At 35.4% G+C, this 17,107-nt stretch carries 15 protein-coding genes and 1 other annotated feature; all 15 genes read right to left on the bottom strand.

Annotated features, from left to right (window positions below; all coding sequences use genetic code 11):
- Positions 1-88: 88 nt before the first annotated feature.
- The 15 genes from BAU17_RS03280 to BAU17_RS03210 all read right to left on the bottom strand — a co-directional run bounded on the left by BAU17_RS03280 (position 89) and on the right by BAU17_RS03210 (position 16,808).
- Positions 89-838, bottom strand: a complete 750-nt coding sequence (locus tag BAU17_RS03280) for an ABC transporter permease (protein ID WP_161901394.1) — start codon at positions 836-838, stop codon at positions 89-91.
- On the bottom strand, positions 835-1,689 hold the full coding sequence (locus BAU17_RS03275) for an ATP-binding cassette domain-containing protein (protein ID WP_161901393.1): 855 nt from the start codon (positions 1,687-1,689) through the stop codon (positions 835-837). The genes BAU17_RS03280 and BAU17_RS03275 overlap by 4 nt, the downstream gene beginning before the upstream one ends.
- Entirely contained in the window at positions 1,676-3,253 is a 1,578-nt protein-coding gene (locus BAU17_RS03270) for a sensor histidine kinase (protein ID WP_161901392.1), read from the bottom strand. Before BAU17_RS03270 ends, BAU17_RS03275 begins: the two co-directional genes overlap by 14 nt.
- 1 nt (position 3,254) lies before the next feature.
- On the bottom strand, positions 3,255-3,908 hold the full coding sequence (locus tag BAU17_RS03265; RefSeq protein ID WP_161901391.1) for a response regulator transcription factor: 654 nt from the start codon (positions 3,906-3,908) through the stop codon (positions 3,255-3,257).
- A gap of 97 nt (positions 3,909-4,005) precedes the next feature.
- On the bottom strand, positions 4,006-4,395 hold the full coding sequence (locus tag BAU17_RS03260) for a DUF6157 family protein (RefSeq protein ID WP_161901390.1): 390 nt from the start codon (positions 4,393-4,395) through the stop codon (positions 4,006-4,008).
- 74 nt (positions 4,396-4,469) lie between these two features.
- Positions 4,470-5,312, bottom strand: a complete 843-nt coding sequence (locus tag BAU17_RS03255) for a MetQ/NlpA family ABC transporter substrate-binding protein (protein WP_161901389.1) — start codon at positions 5,310-5,312, stop codon at positions 4,470-4,472.
- 92 nt (positions 5,313-5,404) lie between these two features.
- Positions 5,405-5,636, bottom strand: a binding site (T-box leader).
- Positions 5,637-5,737: 101 nt separating this feature from the next.
- A complete protein-coding gene (locus BAU17_RS03250; protein WP_237579075.1) occupies positions 5,738-6,748 on the bottom strand; it encodes a glycoside hydrolase family 5 protein in 1,011 nt (336 codons plus the stop codon).
- Positions 6,749-6,809: 61 nt separating this feature from the next.
- Positions 6,810-9,161 (bottom strand): glycosyltransferase family 2 protein, encoded by a 2,352-nt coding sequence (locus BAU17_RS03245; protein WP_161901387.1) that lies wholly within the window; start codon positions 9,159-9,161, stop codon positions 6,810-6,812.
- A gap of 12 nt (positions 9,162-9,173) precedes the next feature.
- Positions 9,174-10,022 carry a ComEC/Rec2 family competence protein gene (locus tag BAU17_RS03240; protein WP_161901386.1) on the bottom strand — a complete coding sequence of 283 codons (849 nt, stop codon included), beginning with the start codon at positions 10,020-10,022 and terminating at the stop codon, positions 9,174-9,176.
- Positions 10,023-10,027: 5 nt separating this feature from the next.
- Entirely contained in the window at positions 10,028-11,209 is a 1,182-nt protein-coding gene (locus tag BAU17_RS03235) for an alginate O-acetyltransferase AlgX-related protein (protein ID WP_161901385.1), read from the bottom strand.
- A gap of 13 nt (positions 11,210-11,222) precedes the next feature.
- Positions 11,223-12,620: an MBOAT family O-acyltransferase gene (locus tag BAU17_RS03230; protein WP_161901384.1), complete on the bottom strand. Its 1,398-nt coding sequence runs from the start codon at positions 12,618-12,620 to the stop codon at positions 11,223-11,225.
- An 11-nt stretch (positions 12,621-12,631) separates the two neighbouring features.
- Entirely contained in the window at positions 12,632-14,215 is a 1,584-nt protein-coding gene (locus tag BAU17_RS03225; RefSeq protein WP_161901383.1) for a CotH kinase family protein, read from the bottom strand.
- 13 nt (positions 14,216-14,228) lie between these two features.
- Positions 14,229-14,909, bottom strand: a complete 681-nt coding sequence (locus tag BAU17_RS03220) for a DUF4956 domain-containing protein (RefSeq protein WP_161901382.1) — start codon at positions 14,907-14,909, stop codon at positions 14,229-14,231.
- A gap of 20 nt (positions 14,910-14,929) precedes the next feature.
- Positions 14,930-15,631: a polyphosphate polymerase domain-containing protein gene (locus BAU17_RS03215; protein ID WP_161901381.1), complete on the bottom strand. Its 702-nt coding sequence runs from the start codon at positions 15,629-15,631 to the stop codon at positions 14,930-14,932.
- Positions 15,632-15,647: 16 nt separating this feature from the next.
- Entirely contained in the window at positions 15,648-16,808 is a 1,161-nt protein-coding gene (locus BAU17_RS03210; protein ID WP_161901380.1) for a GGDEF domain-containing protein, read from the bottom strand.
- Positions 16,809-17,107: the final 299 nt, after the last annotated feature.

The following is a 17,107-nucleotide window of genomic DNA, read 5'->3' as shown; positions in this document are numbered from 1 at the left end:
AAATTTAAAATTATTTTTTAATAACACAAAGGAGGGAACCTCTTACAGTCCCTTCCCTAATAAATAATTCACTTTTACTAAAAAAATACTAGCCTAACCTTCTCTTCTTCGAATGAATCCCCCATAGATACAATAACACACAAACTGCTAATAAAAATAACATTGATTGCATTAGCGGCATTAAATTATACTGGTTTTTCGTCCATAATTTAGGGATATCTTGTATCATATGTGTAGTTGGTAGCAATTTTGCAATAGTCTGAACTGGTGCTGGTAATTGATTATATTGAACACCCATCATACCCGACAACATCATAATGGCAAAATAAATCGTCATAACAATTCCAAATGTCGGACCAAATTTTTTCATTAACAATGAAATACCGTAAGCTGCTATGAAAAGGCCGAAGCTTAATAAGCACACACTTACTGCTACTACTAAAAAACCAAAAATACTTGGTAATGGTAATTTCAAAATGGGAGCCACAATCATTGTGTAGATGAGTATCGATAGCGTTACGACAATTGCTTGCGCCAAAAATTTCATTTGCATTTGTTTTTTCTCTGTATAGCCAAAAAGTGACATCCGAACAGTGACTTCTTTTTCAATCTCTTGGGAAAATAAGGCAGCAAAGCCGATGAAAATAACTGCCAATGGCGCCATTAGCAAATTCGTCACATAAATTTGAATACTAAATTTTCCCATGGCTTCTGCTGGTAATTCTTTCGAAAAGATAAAGTAAAACAATAACGTCATCATCGTTGGCATAATCACACCAAATAAAATGGAGAAGAAATTTCCCAACGTATTCAACAGTTCATATTTGATATACTTCATTTTGGATGACCTCCAATCGCATTCAATGTCAGCAACTCAATATCTTGATTGCTCCGCTTAAAATTCATTTCTTGTTCGATTAAATAACGAGTCAATGCAAGCTCTTCTTCTTTGCTATCACATGCCACTGCAATTGTATCTTGTGGAGCAATGATTTGACGATAATTTTCTAAATTCAAACGGCTATTTTGATCAAAAGTAATCACAGAATGACCACAGTAAGTTTCAAAAAGTTTCCGATGTGAATCAAACGCAACCACTTTTCCTTCATGTAAAATCATCAATTTATTCGTTAACTGCTCCAATTCTTGATAATAATGAGTCACAAATAAAATCGCTGATTCTTTATGCTCATACCACTGCAAAATCTTTTGAATTAATGCACTGCGGGTTTCAAAATCCAAGCCAGTTGTTACTTCGTCAAAGAATGTCACCGGTGCATCCTGCATGAGTACTAGAATTAATGTAAAGCGTTGTTTTTGACCCCCAGATAAATCTTTGAATTTTTTCTTTAAATTTTCTTCAAAGGTAAAAAATTGAACCAATTCTTGCAATTTTGAATTCGTTTTGTAGGTTGTCTGTAAAACAGCTTCTAAAATAACCTTGCAGTTAACCGTATCAATGTAGTGGTTAAATTGCATATGCACCGCCATTTGTTCTGGCTTTACATCAGATATAATTTTACCTTCATACTTGATTAGACCTAAACAAGCTTTAATAAATGTGGTCTTACCGGCACCATTTGATCCAATAATCCCGATTCGATCAGATGGTTGGATAATAATAGGTGTATCAATATCCAAGGCCGTTGTTGCTTTATATCGGACTCTTAACTGTTCAATTGTAATCATGTTCGTTCCTCCATTCTACTAATGTCTCTACTCCTTGTTCGGTATTTTTAATTTCCCAACGCATTCCTAGCATCCTAACAAATCGGTCAACTAAATATAATCCTAAACCGGTACCAGCTTCTTCTTCACTGTTGTCACGAATAAACGGTTCTTGAATATGTGCAATTAATTGTGGCTGAATCTTAGCTCCTTGACTAACGACACGTAAATTATTGGATGTTAATTGAATCAGAATACGGTGACCTCGTGGTGTATATTTCACCGCATTTTGAACTAAATTATCAACGATTGAAACAAATAATTCACTAGTCTCGATAGTCACTGGAACAACTTCTATTTCCACGCTTAATTGGCGTTGGTGGCTTTTTGCTTCATAATTTTGCCAAACTTGGTGAATTAAGGCATCTATAGCCAAAGATTCATTTACTTCTTGTGTCGGTTCTTCAAATAAATACATTAACTGTTGGACAATCAGTTGCATTTGTTGGATTTGTTTTAAAATATCCGGTAAATACGTATCTCTGTCTCGGTATTTACCAACTTTGTGAATCATACTTTCAATCAGTAATGAGGCAGTTGCAATTGGTGTTTTTAATTGATGTGAAGCATTGGTTAATAAGAGACGTTGCTTTTGATTCATTTCTTCTAATTGATGATTTTGTTGGTGCAGTTGCAACAAGTTTTCTTGTAATTCATGGTGCATTTGGTTCAAGGCATTTTCTAACACTTCAAATTCATCGCCTTTATTAGGTTGTTGAAAGACTTGCTTCTCATCTTTGCGATTTCTTGCCTGACTTGCTAATAGTTCAACTGGTTTGGCTAATTTTCGGCTAAACCAACGGGCAATCAACAATGAAAGAACAACTAATACGGCAACAATCATTGGAATACTTTGTAAAACAATTGGCACTAATTCATTTAATTTTGGTGTCATTGCTGAAGCAAATGTCACATAGATATCGCCTTTCTCTTCTTTCACCGCATAATAACTAGCATAACTTGTTGTATTTTGCTCAATCGTGCCGCCGATAATTAAAATATCATCTGCTGTCATATAAATGTCTTCATTTTCCGAACCATCAATTATCTTAAACGGATACGTTTCGATATTTTGAATCTCCACGGTTTCTTGATTGAGGGTTTGGTACATTTCTTCGAAAAAATCTTTCACAGGTTCAAAATCAACGGAATTAAATAATTTCTCGTTGTTTTCCTCATCTATCGATTGAAAAACCGTTTGAAGCTCCTTGTAAAATGATTGCAGTTCGGGTGCTTTTAATGTGATATCAAATGAAGCATTGGGCGTCGAAACTTGGAGTTTTTCTCCTGTAGCAGGTAATTTCACACTTGTTAAAACAAAGTTATCTGACAATTGGTAGCCATCTGCAAAAGTTTTACCTTTTATAAAGCGTCGTTGCACATCTTCTACCGTCTGTAAATACTTGTCCATTTTATATTTCGTATATAATCCAGGTAACATCCATAAAAAATAGCTGATAATTAAAAGTCCAATCAATAGCGTTGTCAGCGAAGTATAGATGGCTGTTTTTCTCGTAATAGACATCTTACACCTCCTCGTAACAGTATCCGGCACCGATGACGGTTTTGATGACGGCAATAGGCAATTTTTTTCGTAAATTTTTGATATGAGCATCAATCACCCGATCGCTCACCATAAAGTCATCTGGTGCAATAACAGTTAACAAATGTTCTCTTGTGTACACGCGCTTTGGATGTTGATACATGGTATCAAACAATAAAAATTCCGTTACCGTCAGTTGCAAGGATTCTTGATTATAATAGACTTGGAAATTTTCTTGTTTCACTTCTAAACCTTGCTGTACAGCAATTGCTTGAGTTCTTCTTAATACTGCTTCAATTCGTTTTAATAACAACATTGGAGAAAATGGCTTGATAATATAATCATCCGCCAAACGATTGAAAGCTTCTAATTGGCTATTTTCATCTCCTAAGGCCGTTAACATAATTGAGCCGCAATTTTCTTGTAAGCTTGCTAATTGTTCTAAAATATCTAAACCTGAAATAAACGGTACCATAATATCTAGTATCGCTACATCATAACGGTTCTCTTCAAGTAATTGCAGGGCTTCTTTGCCATTTACGGCGACATCTACTTGATAGGTTTCATTTAGTCCTAAGTATTCACAAACGACTTCCCTCATAATTGCTTCATCTTCCAAATACAGGATACGTGTCATTTTCTTTCCTCCTTGGCTTAATTAAACCATTTTCATATGAATGCCATATGAATTTCTTCTTATTGTAGCAAAAAAACTGCGATAGAAGATTTTTCTATCACAGTTTCTTGCGTTTCATTGATTGAATTTGCGTTAACGTCGTATCATTTGCGAATTGTTGGTACTGGGGAGATTCTACTGCATAGCGTGCAATCTTCCCTTCATGATTGCAATGAATCCCCCAACCATAGCGCTTTACAAGCGATGAGGCACGCATGCAGGCTTGTCCTTTTGAAAAAAATTCCTCCCACGTCAATCCTTTGGGTTCACCTGTTGTTAAGTAAATCAATTCATCTGACGTATATTTATAAGGTATGCGCAATAAATCATATTGCTTTCTAGCAACGGTCGGTTGTTTTCTTTGTGGAGGGATTTCAGCTATCGTTACTGGACAATCCGCTGGTACAGAAATAAAGGTATCAAAATAGTTTGTTGTATGAAGGTTCATCTACTTTTCCTCCTAACTTGTTTTCACTAGTATAACAAAAAAAGAGCCGTAAGTTGCCTTACGACTCTTGATGATTAAAATAATGGAACAACCGCACCTTTGTAGTTATCATTGATAAAGTCACGTACTTCATCTGATTGCAACGCTTCAAGTAACGCTTTAATCGCTTCACTGTCTTTATCTTCTGGTTTGACTGCAATAATATTCGCATATGTTTGAGCTGCTTTCGACTCTTTATCTTCATTTAACAACGCATCTGTTTCAACATTAAAATCAGCTTCCAATGCATAGTTCGCATTAATGACTGCCACATCTACATCTTGAATAGCACGAGCAATTTGAGAAGCGTCTAATTCAACGATCTTTAAGTCTTTTGGATTTTCAACAATATCTTTTGTTGTTGCAGTGATGTCTGCATCATCTTTCAATTTGATTAATCCGGCTTCTTCAAGTAACAACAATGCACGTGCCCCGTTTGTAGCGTCGTTTGGAATCGATACTTCGCCACCTTTGCTAATGTCATCTAGTGAATCAACTTTTCCGGGATAAATGCCTAATGGTTCAAAGTGAATCCCACCAACTGATACTAAATCCATCCCATGTTCTTCATTGAAATTTTCCAAATATGGTAAATGTTGGAAAAAGTTTGCATCCAAATCACCATCATTTAAAGCAGTATTTGGTATAACATAATCATCGAATACTTTAATCTTCAAGTCATATCCCTTATCCGCCATTTGGTCTTTCACTTGCTCTAAAATTTCTGCATGGGGGGTTGCTGAAGCACCTACTGTAATCACTTCTTTTTCTGCTTCGCTTGAAGAATCTGAACTACTGTTTCCTGATGAACAAGCTGCCAGCCCTAAAAAGGCTGCCCCTAAGAATCCTAAACTTAATACTTTTTTGAATTTTTTCATTTTATCTCGCTCCTTATTTGTATTTTATTAAATTTTCTTATTTAAGAAAAAATATTTAGATAAAAAAAAGTCCTTTTACCAGTCTAAACTGATAAAAGGACGAATAAACGCGGTACCACCTTTTTTCGGAAGTCAAAACTTCCCTCTATCCATCTCAAGTAATTGAAATGGCGTTCAAGATAACGATTGAACCTGTCGAAATCATCTACCTATCGATGATTTATCCTCCGAGACCATCTTCATTTCCTACTACTTAGTTCTTTACACCAACCAGAACCTCTCTTGTAAGCTTTCAAAAATTACTCTTCTCTTCAATGGACGAATATGCTATTGATTCATAATTTACAATAGAATCAATTATTTGTCAATCAGAAATCAATATATTATTTTATTTTTCTACGCTTATTGTTCGTAGATTCTTCGTTTTAAGGGATAAGTACGTCTAGGATTTCTGGAAACAACCACTTTTCTTGATAACGGTCATACAAACCATATGTTTGATTCTTTCCACCTGAATCCCACCAAATGTAAGGAATCCCTAACTTAGTAGCTTTTTCAACAATATAGTTGGTCCAACGAACCCGATCATCCAAATTCTCCTTATCACTTGCGGCAAATTCAGTAATAACAACTGGAATTTTCTTCTTAATAAAAAGTTGCTTAACGTCTGCAAAAAAATCATCGATTTGTTGGGTATCTTTTTCTAAATCAAAATGACTCTCACTATTATCACTTTGGGCAAATGCAGCTGGTGCATACAAATGAATAGAGACCATTAGATGCGAATCGTTTGGCAATTTGAAAGCTTCCAGTGCAGCTGTTTCATAACGAGCAGCATAGGTTGGTAACAGGAGATAACGCATGCGGTTCATCTTCCCTGTTTGACGGACGGTTTGAACAAAAACATCGTTTAACTGATTGACCATTTTCTGGGCTTCATAAGGTCCAGTCGTCCACTCATCATGCGTGTCAATCAAGCGAGGTTCATTCATACTCTCAAAAAGTAAACGTTCGTCGTATTCTTCAAATCGTTTGCTTAATTGCGTCCATAAACGGGTCATCTTTTCCTTTGCCTCTTCGAAATTATTTCTATCAGGCGTGTACCATTTATCATGATGCGCATTTAAGATAACAAATAACCCAGCATCCAAACTTTCATCAACCACTTCAACAATTCGTTCCAACCATTCTTCATTAATCTGAAACTCTTCATTTACATGTTCTTCCCATGTCACAGGAATGCGGATTGTTTGAAAACCCGCTGCTTTAATATTTTGTAATAATGTAGGGGTTGTCAGGGGATTATTCCAATACATTTCGTACACTGCAGGCTCTTGGGTCGCCATATGCAAATCATGTGCTTCAAATGTATTTCCTAAATTCCATCCTACTTTTAACTGCTTGGCAAAATGAAGATCTTCATTACTTTTTCTCAACCACCAAAATCCTCCCATTCCTATGATGATGCAAAGTAACAGTAACAGCCCGTATTTATAGCTATTTTTCATCATAACCACCTAAAACATCATTTACTAAATTATTTGTGTCATCAACTACTTCTTCTTTTTGCAATTGCACTTTCGACTGGTTTGCCCACTCTGTCAGCAATTTCATTTGTGTCGCATCTTGATAAATTTCTTCTATGTTCGTCACACGACACAAGGATGAACCATTTCTTAATTGCTTGATAAACTCACATGTCAGCGTCACACCATTTGGCAACTCACAAGTGAAATATTCATCTAATTGTTCAGAATCGGTCACAAAATACTGAAAATTGAAATTAATCACATGAATAGTTCCTCCGGTAGATAACTGCAGGTATTCATCCATCATAATACGAGGTGATTTCCGATTAAAATACACCACTGGTTGTGTGCGCCGAACAATATTTAAGCGCAAATCATCGAATGTACTATGAGAAGCATGTAAACTTTTTGGTAAAGTATGCACACGATCATACAATATTTGCATGTACTCATCTTTACTTTCATTAAAATCGGTAATTCTAAATGCATATTTCCAGCCATCTGTGAGTTCATCAATATGAGCGACTTTGGCTTGTACTTCCGCATGATAAGTATCAGTTGTGACCGCAATTTTTACCTCGTGCTCATCATCAATAAATATCGCTTCTTCTAAAAATAAAGCCAAGCCACCTTCTGACATATCCATCGTTTGGCAGCTAAATTGTCCTTGATACTTCGTGTAAATAACTGCTGGTTCAGATAATACCACACGTTCACTAGTTCGATGGTAACGACGTCCCATCACAAAAAACATCGCCATCACTAAATTAAACAAGTTCACGATTAACCAAAATAAAATAACAATCGGCCCCATCGAACCACTAGCTAAAATCATATAAATAATATTAAATACCCCGATGACTGATAAGAGGATAAATAGCATAAATGGTAAACCATACAACAAATTACCTGTCCGATCAGTATCCACACCGCTTTTGTTGGTCACTTTAAATTTCTTCAATGAAATACCAAAAAATTCTTTCAAAACTGGAAACAACATAAATGGAAACATCGCAGTTTCATAAATATTGGTCCATTTAGTAGTCCGAATTTCTTGGCTCATCATTCGTAAGGAAATTGTACTGGAAATATACATGGGTAACCAAAAAATCAAAATCTGTTTTAAATCTGTTTTAATAACCATAAAACCAAATGTGGCAAACATAATCGGCGACATAATATAAATCAAACGTTTAATTGGTGCGTACCAATACCAAACCGATGCCCAATAGATGGCTTTTTGCGCAATGGACAATCCTTTAGTCAATAAAATATGCATTTTTCGACCAGTTTGAATACAACCCCTTGCCCAACGAATTCGTTGTTGAATTAGATTAGGAAAATCGGTTGGTGAAAGTCCACTAGCTAGTTCCTCATTAATGGCATAGCAACGATAATCTGCTTTTTGTAACAACATGCCAGTTGCAAAATCTTCTGTAATCGCATCTTCATAAAAACCACCAATACTTTCCAAGGCTTCACGGCTAATCAGTGTATTAGAACCACCATAAATCACACTATTCGAACGATTTCGGGCAACTTGAATGTCTTTATAAAAGTAATCTTGTTCATTAGGAATACGATTTTCAGAATACAAAAAGTATTGGAATAAATCAGGATTATAAAACGTTTGTGGAGATTGAATAAAGCCCATTTTAATTTGATCTTTTTCGTCTCTAGTTTGATTTTTGATCCATGCATCCACAAAATAAGGGACCATCCGCATCAATAAAATACGTCTAGGAATCATATCTGCATCTAAAGTTAAAATCAAAGGTGATGAACTTTTACTCATCGCATGATTCAAATTGCCTGCTTTGGCTCCTTTATTATCTGGACGATCTAAATACGTAATCCCCATTTTCTCTGCTAATTCACGTGCTTCAGGTCTTCGTCCATCATCACACAAATAAATGTGTATTTTTGACTTGTCCGGATACTCTAAATGATTGCATGCATTAATTGTTTTATATAACAAATCCAGCGGTTCGGTATAAGTAGCAATATAAACATCAACATCTGGAAACATCTCCAGCGGCACTTCAGGAAGCGGCGGGTTTTCTATTTTGTTCATATTATAGTAATGAACCAATGATTCGATTGCTCCCATCACTTCAACAATAATCAAGGCAATCCCAATAGTTAATGAAATAACTCCATATCCAAAAGGTAGCGTGTAACGGATCCGCCAATAAAGATAAATAAAATTCAAGAAAATAGTAACCAAGATCCAAATTTGATTACGGTATTTTTTAATGGTTGATTTTTTCTCAGTATCTGGTGGTTTTGCCACAATCCCCTCTGCTTTTTTTTCAATCATTTACATTCACTCCTATTCTTTCACAACAAGCGTCTTACCGTCACTAGATAAATGAACGGTTCCATTCATGGTAAAATACATCTTCGTACCAATTGCATCTAACGCTTGCTGCACTTCTTGGTCATTTGCATCAGCTGTCGTTACAGCAATCTTAGGTTGAATCTGGTTAATAAATCCTTCCGAAGATAAATTTGCACGACCATGATGGGCAACTAGATAAGCATCAATCGCAGGCCAATTCACTGCCATTAATTCTTGCAATCTTTTTGATTCACTATCTCCCACAAATAAAAAATTCACTTTTTGATGCTTTAATAAAATACCCAATGAATAATTGTTGTCTTTTTTATAATGTTTTTCTAATGGCGGATAAATCGTGACATGGAGTCCTCCCACCGTAAAATTTCGTGGGCGTGAAGGATACGTTAAGGATATTCCCTGCCGTTCGACTTCTGAGGTTACTTGCTCTAAGTCTTTATTTTCTTTGCCGTAATAGGGCATAATGACATGTGCAACGTCTAGGGTCTCTAAAATAGTCGCTGCATTTCCAATGTGATCTTTATCAGGGTGCGTGATAATCAAATCATCTATTTTCGTCACCTTTTTTTCATTTAGAAAAGCCAGCAATTCTTTCTGATCTTTTTGCTCACCAGTATCAATTAAAATAGCTTTTTCTCCTTGTTGGATTAGCGTGATATTGGCCTCATTTTTTGTTTGCAGATAATAAACATCGACCGGCAGTTGATTATTAAAGGTATCTTTATAACGAATGATGAGATATGCACCACCTAAAATGACGATAAAAAGAATAAATCGTAGACTCACCAAATTAAATTTTGCTACTTTTTTGATTGTTCTCACCTCACTTATTTGTAAAAGTTGAAGAATGTTTCTTGAAGCGAAGGGGCTTGTGATGCGACAACGATTGCATCAAAATTACCACTTGCTATCACTGATTCAATATCTGATGCATGATTCTCTTCAATCACCATCACTTCCACTTCTTGAGCCATTAGTGCTAAATAACCAACAACCGGCACAAAATAATCATCAATTAGTAGTAAGAGTTTGCCTTTTACTTCTGAATTGTTGTTTGTTAACTGAAGATGTTCAACATCTTTGCTATAGTACATTTCAGTAGGATCAAAGGTTTCTTTCTTTAATTCAGAAACTTGCAATGGATTCCAAACAACTGTCTTAAAATCGCCTGTACGAGCAAAATCCTCCTCGTCACTTAAGTTCTTATAACTTAAATCTACTTTAAACTTAGGAGTCAAAGTGATTAAATCATCGGCTTTGATAAAACTGTTGCCAGTTGCTTGCAACAAATCCCCCCGCATTTTTTCTGGATAGACAGTCTCAGTGTACGCTTGTCGTTGAGTCACTATCTCTTCATACATAAATGTGGTCGGCTGCTTTGTTTGTAACGTGCTCATGATTGAAACTGCTGCCTCAAACGCTGCGGACTCTGTCCAAATGCTATGTGAGCGGTAATAATTTTGTTGATACTTCAACCTTTCTCGTTGTTTACTTTTTCTTAAATCTAATGTCGGTATTTGATAGTAAGAGAGCTCTAAAAATAATTCATCCATCTCTCGATCATTAAATAAATCATTTGGATAACCATCTCTAACCTTAGTCACATCTGGAATAAACTTTCCTGAAGTGCCTACATACAATAGCTCTGCTTTTTCAGGTAATGCCTGTTCCATTTTTTTCATTCGTTTAGCATATGTGCGAAAATCTAACTCACTTTGAGAAAAATAATTCGCAGAGACTAAATAATCGTCTTTTGTTTTCGTAATATAAAAATTTCTTGCTTCTTTTTTTCCCTGTACATTCAAGAGCGTTGCATAAATGCTGCGTAACTTTTCTTCAGAAGGTGGCTGATCGACTAATATTGTTTCCACTTCTGATTGAACGAACGGGGCTTCTTTTCCTAATTGCGTCAATTCCTCAAACGTGCTTTGTAATAATACGCCACCGGTAACTATCGTAATCAATGAAATAACGACAATTAAGATTACTGCTTCCTGCTTTTTTTTCATGACATCTCGTCCTTTAATTCAATACTTGGCCAATATTAAAATTTAATAAAATCAGTAATAAACACAATAGATACAAACAAATCATTCCGAGGATTTTCCCTATTCGTAACACAGATGCATATTTTTCAAAGTCAAAATAGCTATCTTTTTCTTTGATGATTGGGTGAATAAACATGACAAACACAGCTACAATTAGAGGTAACCACAATTCTTTAATAAAAACGCCCACTTGTGCACTATAGAAAGGATTATTATTAAGCCAAAATAAATCTCCTAAAAATTGGCCTGTATGATACAATGATTGACTTCGTAAAAAGATGAAGCCAACAAGTACGAGCAATGTCGTATAGATACGACGAAAGAGAATCGATTGTACTCGTTCTGAAAATGAGAAAAAATGCTCACTAATCAAAATGACAAAATTAAATGCTCCCCAGAAGACAAAATTCCAATCAAATCCCATCCAGATGCCAATTAGCAACCACGTAATAAAAAGATTAATGGTAATCTGATCTCGATTGCTATTTCTATTCATAAAACCTAAAAAATATTTTCGGAACCAGCGAATTACAGTAATATTCCATCTTTTCCAAAAATCAGTTAGCGATGTCGCCACAAAAGGTTCTCGGAAGTTTTCTGGTAATTGAAAACCGAACATCTTCGCCATACCAATCGCCATATCTGCGTAACCAGATAAAGAAAAGTATAAGTAAATCCCATTGGCCAATAAGGCAAACCAGATAAGAAGTACCGGTGGTTGAGTCACAGTACTATCAATCGATGTTTGGACAAATGCATAGTTAATGACATACGCAAACTGGTCAGCTATCAGCATTTTTTTAGCTAGCCCGACAATAAAACGTTGTAATCCTTGTGTGAATCCATCTATTGTAAACGTTCTTTGTATCATTTGCTCTTTCATTTTTGGAAAATCGATGAGCGGACCATGAATGAGCTTAGGGAAAAACAGCATATACAAACTAAATTGCATGATATTCCGCTCAGCTTTTACTTCTCCTAAATAAATTTCCATGCAATACCCGATTCCTTGTAGAATAAACCAAGCCATTCCAAGGGGGACAATAATGGTTGGCAACGATAGTTCCGTGGTTAACGCAGGTAGCGCCAATAATCGCACGCCACTAAAAATACCGACGTTGACCACCACAATCATAGCTAATCTGAATTTGGTCTGTTGTTTTTCTAAATAAAAACCACCCAACCAATTCCAGCCAATCACTAGAAGTAAAAGTATGACTGCCCAAAGACTTTCGGAACCAAAACCATAAAAGAATAAACTAGCAAGAATTAATAACCCATTTTGAATCTTCACTGAGCGTATTGCTAGATAGTATAGCACCAAGGATATTGGCAAAAATAGTGCTATAAAAGAAATTGTTTCAACTGTCATCACTTTCACCTCTACTTTCTGGATGCATAATATGCTGGTAAAGCAAAACCTAAAACGGCAATCAGTAAAATTAATGGCATATAATAATTCACACCTGAATCAACAACTGTCGATTTTTTCAATGTTTCTAAATAAGAACCGATGGCTGAGCTATGCTTCAATACTGCTGTTTTCAAGCGATACATTTCAACACGATATTCTGACGCGTCTCGTACCAATTCCTTGTCTTTTCCAAAGTTTTCCAAATCGTAACGCGTCGGTTGCGTATAGATATGCCCCCAGCGCGCCCATTCGCGATCAATTGCAGGTCCTAAATGATCTTCTATCGCGTCAACTGTTTGAGTAAAATTTTCATCAGAAAACACACCTTGTCGTAATTCAGCATATCGTTTTTGCATTTGTTCAATAAATTGTTTATCCTTAATGAGACGATCAAACCATGGTTGAACTTGAAAAGCCGTTACTTGATAATCTAAGGGTTCTTCTTTGAAATTATCCATGGTCCCGTCAAAGTCCCAAATCGGTCCCATTTTTAACTTTTGACCTTTATCTTTATACATATACGTAGAATTGATTCCTGCATCATAACTACCAAAATATTCATTCAATAAAAAATAATCAATAAAAGACGGTACATCAATGTAGCGTGAATACGTTGAAAAAATATCAATATAGTCAGAATACAGAATCTTTTCAATTTGACTCAAGTCCTCCGTCACATAATCAATTTCTTTTTGTGTGGCATTGTTGCGACTTGGATAGATTAAGCCCAAATGGTTAAAACTCAACCCTTCTCGAGTTGCCCATGTATCAAGGATAATCTCATCCTCACCGATACGATCTCGTCGAGCAATGTAAGAAGGAAAAGCATCTGACTGAGCTGCGGGTTCAATTGCTACTCGTTTTTCACCTTGTTTAATATTTTCCATCAATAAATGGACTCCCTCATAATAGTAGCGTCCATTTTCATGGTAAATTACTTCCGTATAAACGGATTCTGGCGTATAAGGTAGTACCTGATCGCCCATGCGTAAAGCCAAATAATTACGAACCATACTTTTATCTGCCATTGATCCATTTAGAACCCATTCACGTTCTGAACCCATATTGAAAAAATCTAAGTACCGATCTTGTCCTGATTCTGTGACTAATTTAATCAAATATTGGGCTTTTTCGTAGAGCATGGAGCTATTCCCTCGACGTTTAATTTGAATCAAACTTTCTTCACTTGGCTGATCGGTCAGATGATTCATTCCCCCCGTATCAATTATTTTTAAATTACCAGATCGATAGGGTTCCACATTGGGAATAGGCCAAAAAATGCCGTCCTCATCTTGTGACATACTAATTGGAGGACGTTCATTCTCGGTATCAATAATCACAATCGGTAAATGGGTTTCAAAAGTCTCATCGACCTCCCAAGTCTGCTCTTGCATACCTTTCAAAGGTGTATCTGTTAAAGGAGCAGCTGCCAATGGCTCATGATAAATTGATTGCTTTTTCTGCGTTGATTGACTCGTCAAGATACTCGCACTAATCGCGACAAATAGTAAAACAAAAATGGCAAAAATTGTTTTTTTACGATTGTATTTCATCCTTCATCACAACCTAACGATTCATTTCATCATTTTGATTAACCAAATTCACAGCCTTTAAACCAGGAATATTTCTTAAATATGTTGCTAAAGATTCTACTTTTTTATCTGCTACTTGTAATTGTTTTTCAGATAACTCATAAATATATTCCATCGACTCATTGGTGGTATTTTTTACACGGTAGCGGACTTTGCCTGCAAACAACTGCTCGATTTCTTTTTCTACCGTTGTTTCAGCACTTACCTCGCCACGCAAAATCAATAAATAGCGCTCGTTACTCTTCACAGCACCAAATAAAATCAAGAATAAGAAAATAACGCCAGACCCAATCGAAACAATCACATACTCTTGTACCCCACAACAAATTCCTGCTGCAATTGCCCAAAAAATATATGCGGTATCACGTGAATCTTTAATTGCTGTTCTAAAACGAACAATTGACAATGCCCCAACCATCCCTAAAGATAAGGCAATATTATTTCCGATGACATTCATCACTAATGTCGTAATTAACGTCAACATCACGAGTGAAACATTAAATTTTGTGCTATATGCACCATTGGAATGTGAGATACGATAAGATAAATAAATAATTAGTCCTAGTACACCGGCAATTAAAAAATTCAATAAAATATCTTGTACCGTTAATGCTCCCTGATTCCCACTCAATAATTCAAACAATACTTCTTTCATAAAAATCTCTCCCTATTTCTTTATTCTGGTTGATGACTGATATAGCGTGACATCACATATTTACTATACGATAACGAAGATTTATCAATTTGATCCAATAAATCTCGGACATAAGATAATAAAAAGTGGTTATATTTTATTTCTAATGTGACATCATCGGAATAACCCACTGGGTAAAAGTTAAGACCTTCGCCAAATAAATCAAGCGAACTTTCAGTAGCCACTAAGTGTTGGTCAAACGTCACGCGAATATCATTTGTATCTAACATAAACGCATATCGATTGTATTGCACAATCACTTGCGGTTGGTATGCTTCACGTGACATTGTCACAAAAAGTTGTTCTGCTAACGAATGTGGCACTTCTTTTAACACCTCATAATCGCAAGCTATCAAGCGTAGTGCTTGTGATTTTGATAACCTTAGTGATTGCTTTTGTTGCCACTCACCGTTTTTAGACTTTAATTCTAGTTTGACTGTTTGATCGGTGGGTGAATAGATGCGTAATCGAATTTTTCTACGATCCTCAATACCATCTAATTTGTCTTCTAAATCATCATGATAGATACTATCAAAATACAAGGACCGAACCATATAACCGTGAATGCCATTATATGGATCGGCAGGTAATACCTGTTTTAAAAAATTTTGCGCTCTCAATGCTGTCGCCAAAGAAATACGATATTTTATTTCTCGTCTTTTAACATCTAATAATTGGACCATATCCTCCGCTACCTTTCTACGTATCGAACACACGAATGTGATTCCGAATTTTTTTTGCTTTATATAATGCATAATCAGAACGAATAAAGAGTTCTGTTATCCCTACTTCAGACCGATATTCAGATAAGCCAAAACTGGCGGTTAATTGAAGATCAGGATATTCAGAGTATGCCAAAGATTGCACTTCTTGCTGGATTTTTCTACAAACCATTACGGCTTGTTCCATGGTAACGTCCTGAAATAATAAGCAAAACTCATCCCCACCAAAACGAAAAGAAAGATACTCGTCTTCATTCATTTTTAAAATATTCGAAATATCTTTTAAACACTGATCACCCATCGGATGGCCAAATCGATCATTAATTTGTTTAAAATGATCCACATCAACCATCGCCAAAATATAATCATTGCTTTCACTCTCTTCTTCCACTGCTTTTAAAGCAACATTCAGACCTAATCGATTATAGATACCTGTTAGTTCATCAAATTGTAACTGGTACTCCAAACGCTGATGTTCAATTTCTAAATTAATACTCGCAATATATTTTTTTTGTAAAAAATACATGCCTATCACACATAAGATAGTGAAAATAAGTATCAGAATAAACAAAAGAATAATACCAATCCGCCTCATTGGATTTGTGAAGAAGTCTGGTGTATTCGGATCCCATTTGATAATGAATTCTGAGATAAAAAATAAGCTGATACTCAATATGCCTATTATTTTCGTTAAATTTGGTTTGGCATAGACACCTGTTAAAACAATCGAAATTAAATAAACAGCATAGATTGGGATAAAAATATTATGGGCCGTTGTTAAAATAAAACAGATACATGTAATGATGACAGAAATCCCATACATCCGTTTTTGTTGACTCATATTAGAGTACTTATTCATCCAAAAGCCTAAAAGCAACAAAAGAAAATTTAATGTGGAAGGAATAATTAGATATTTCAGAAAATACAGAGGCAAGGTAGTTGTAACTAATACTGTTTGACTAATATATACACTTAACAATAATTCAATGAAAAAAGTCATGAGAGACAGGTAGGCACCAACCTTCAATTGAATGGCTAACCAATTTTCGTCTATTTTGGTATACTCTTTCTGGATTTCAGTTACGCGACTTGTTGCAAAGTTATAAGGATTGATAAATTGTCTGATGTGCTCCACCATATTGTTCATCCTCCTCTCTCAAATAAAAACATAGCCAGCATATGTATTTTGTCTTGTTACAAAATGACAATATACTCATCTTTTGTTAAATAAATTTTAATCATTGTCTGGAATAAAATCAATGCTTTTTATTTCGTCATTTTTCTTATAAAATAACAAGACATCTATTTAAAAACGTTGATATAATGGCATTTTATTAGTTTTAAATTGCTCATTTTACTCATAATAAGTAAGTAGTCAACTTTTAGCTTATTATTAAAGGTTAAATGAATATTGTTTCTTTTTTATAACATTAATTG

It is taken from the genome of Candidatus Enterococcus willemsii (genome assembly GCF_009933335.1).
Lineage (GTDB): Bacteria > Bacillota > Bacilli > Lactobacillales > Enterococcaceae > Enterococcus_F > Enterococcus_F willemsii.
Note: the sequence above shows the minus strand (reverse complement) of the source record. Positions and strands in the feature narration are given on the sequence as shown.

Bases quoted from the DNA above. Each gene is read 5' to 3' on its own strand.
- BAU17_RS03225 (WP_161901383.1), bottom strand. From the start codon at position 14,215: ATGAAATACAATCGTAAAAAAACAATTTTTGCCATTTTTGTTTTACTA.
- BAU17_RS03230 (WP_161901384.1), bottom strand. From the start codon at position 12,620: ATGACAGTTGAAACAATTTCTTTTATAGCACTATTTTTGCCAATATCC.
- BAU17_RS03280 (WP_161901394.1), bottom strand. From the start codon at position 838: ATGAAGTATATCAAATATGAACTGTTGAATACGTTGGGAAATTTCTTC.
- BAU17_RS03255 (WP_161901389.1), bottom strand. From the start codon at position 5,312: ATGAAAAAATTCAAAAAAGTATTAAGTTTAGGATTCTTAGGGGCAGCC.
- BAU17_RS03260 (WP_161901390.1), bottom strand. From the start codon at position 4,395: ATGAACCTTCATACAACAAACTATTTTGATACCTTTATTTCTGTACCA.
- BAU17_RS03270 (WP_161901392.1), bottom strand. From the start codon at position 3,253: ATGTCTATTACGAGAAAAACAGCCATCTATACTTCGCTGACAACGCTA.
- BAU17_RS03265 (WP_161901391.1), bottom strand. From the start codon at position 3,908: ATGACACGTATCCTGTATTTGGAAGATGAAGCAATTATGAGGGAAGTC.
- BAU17_RS03210 (WP_161901380.1), bottom strand. From the start codon at position 16,808: ATGGTGGAGCACATCAGACAATTTATCAATCCTTATAACTTTGCAACA.
- BAU17_RS03220 (WP_161901382.1), bottom strand. From the start codon at position 14,909: ATGAAAGAAGTATTGTTTGAATTATTGAGTGGGAATCAGGGAGCATTA.
- BAU17_RS03215 (WP_161901381.1), bottom strand. From the start codon at position 15,631: ATGGTCCAATTATTAGATGTTAAAAGACGAGAAATAAAATATCGTATT.
- BAU17_RS03275 (WP_161901393.1), bottom strand. From the start codon at position 1,689: ATGATTACAATTGAACAGTTAAGAGTCCGATATAAAGCAACAACGGCC.
- BAU17_RS03235 (WP_161901385.1), bottom strand. From the start codon at position 11,209: ATGAAAAAAAAGCAGGAAGCAGTAATCTTAATTGTCGTTATTTCATTG.
- BAU17_RS03245 (WP_161901387.1), bottom strand. From the start codon at position 9,161: ATGATTGAAAAAAAAGCAGAGGGGATTGTGGCAAAACCACCAGATACT.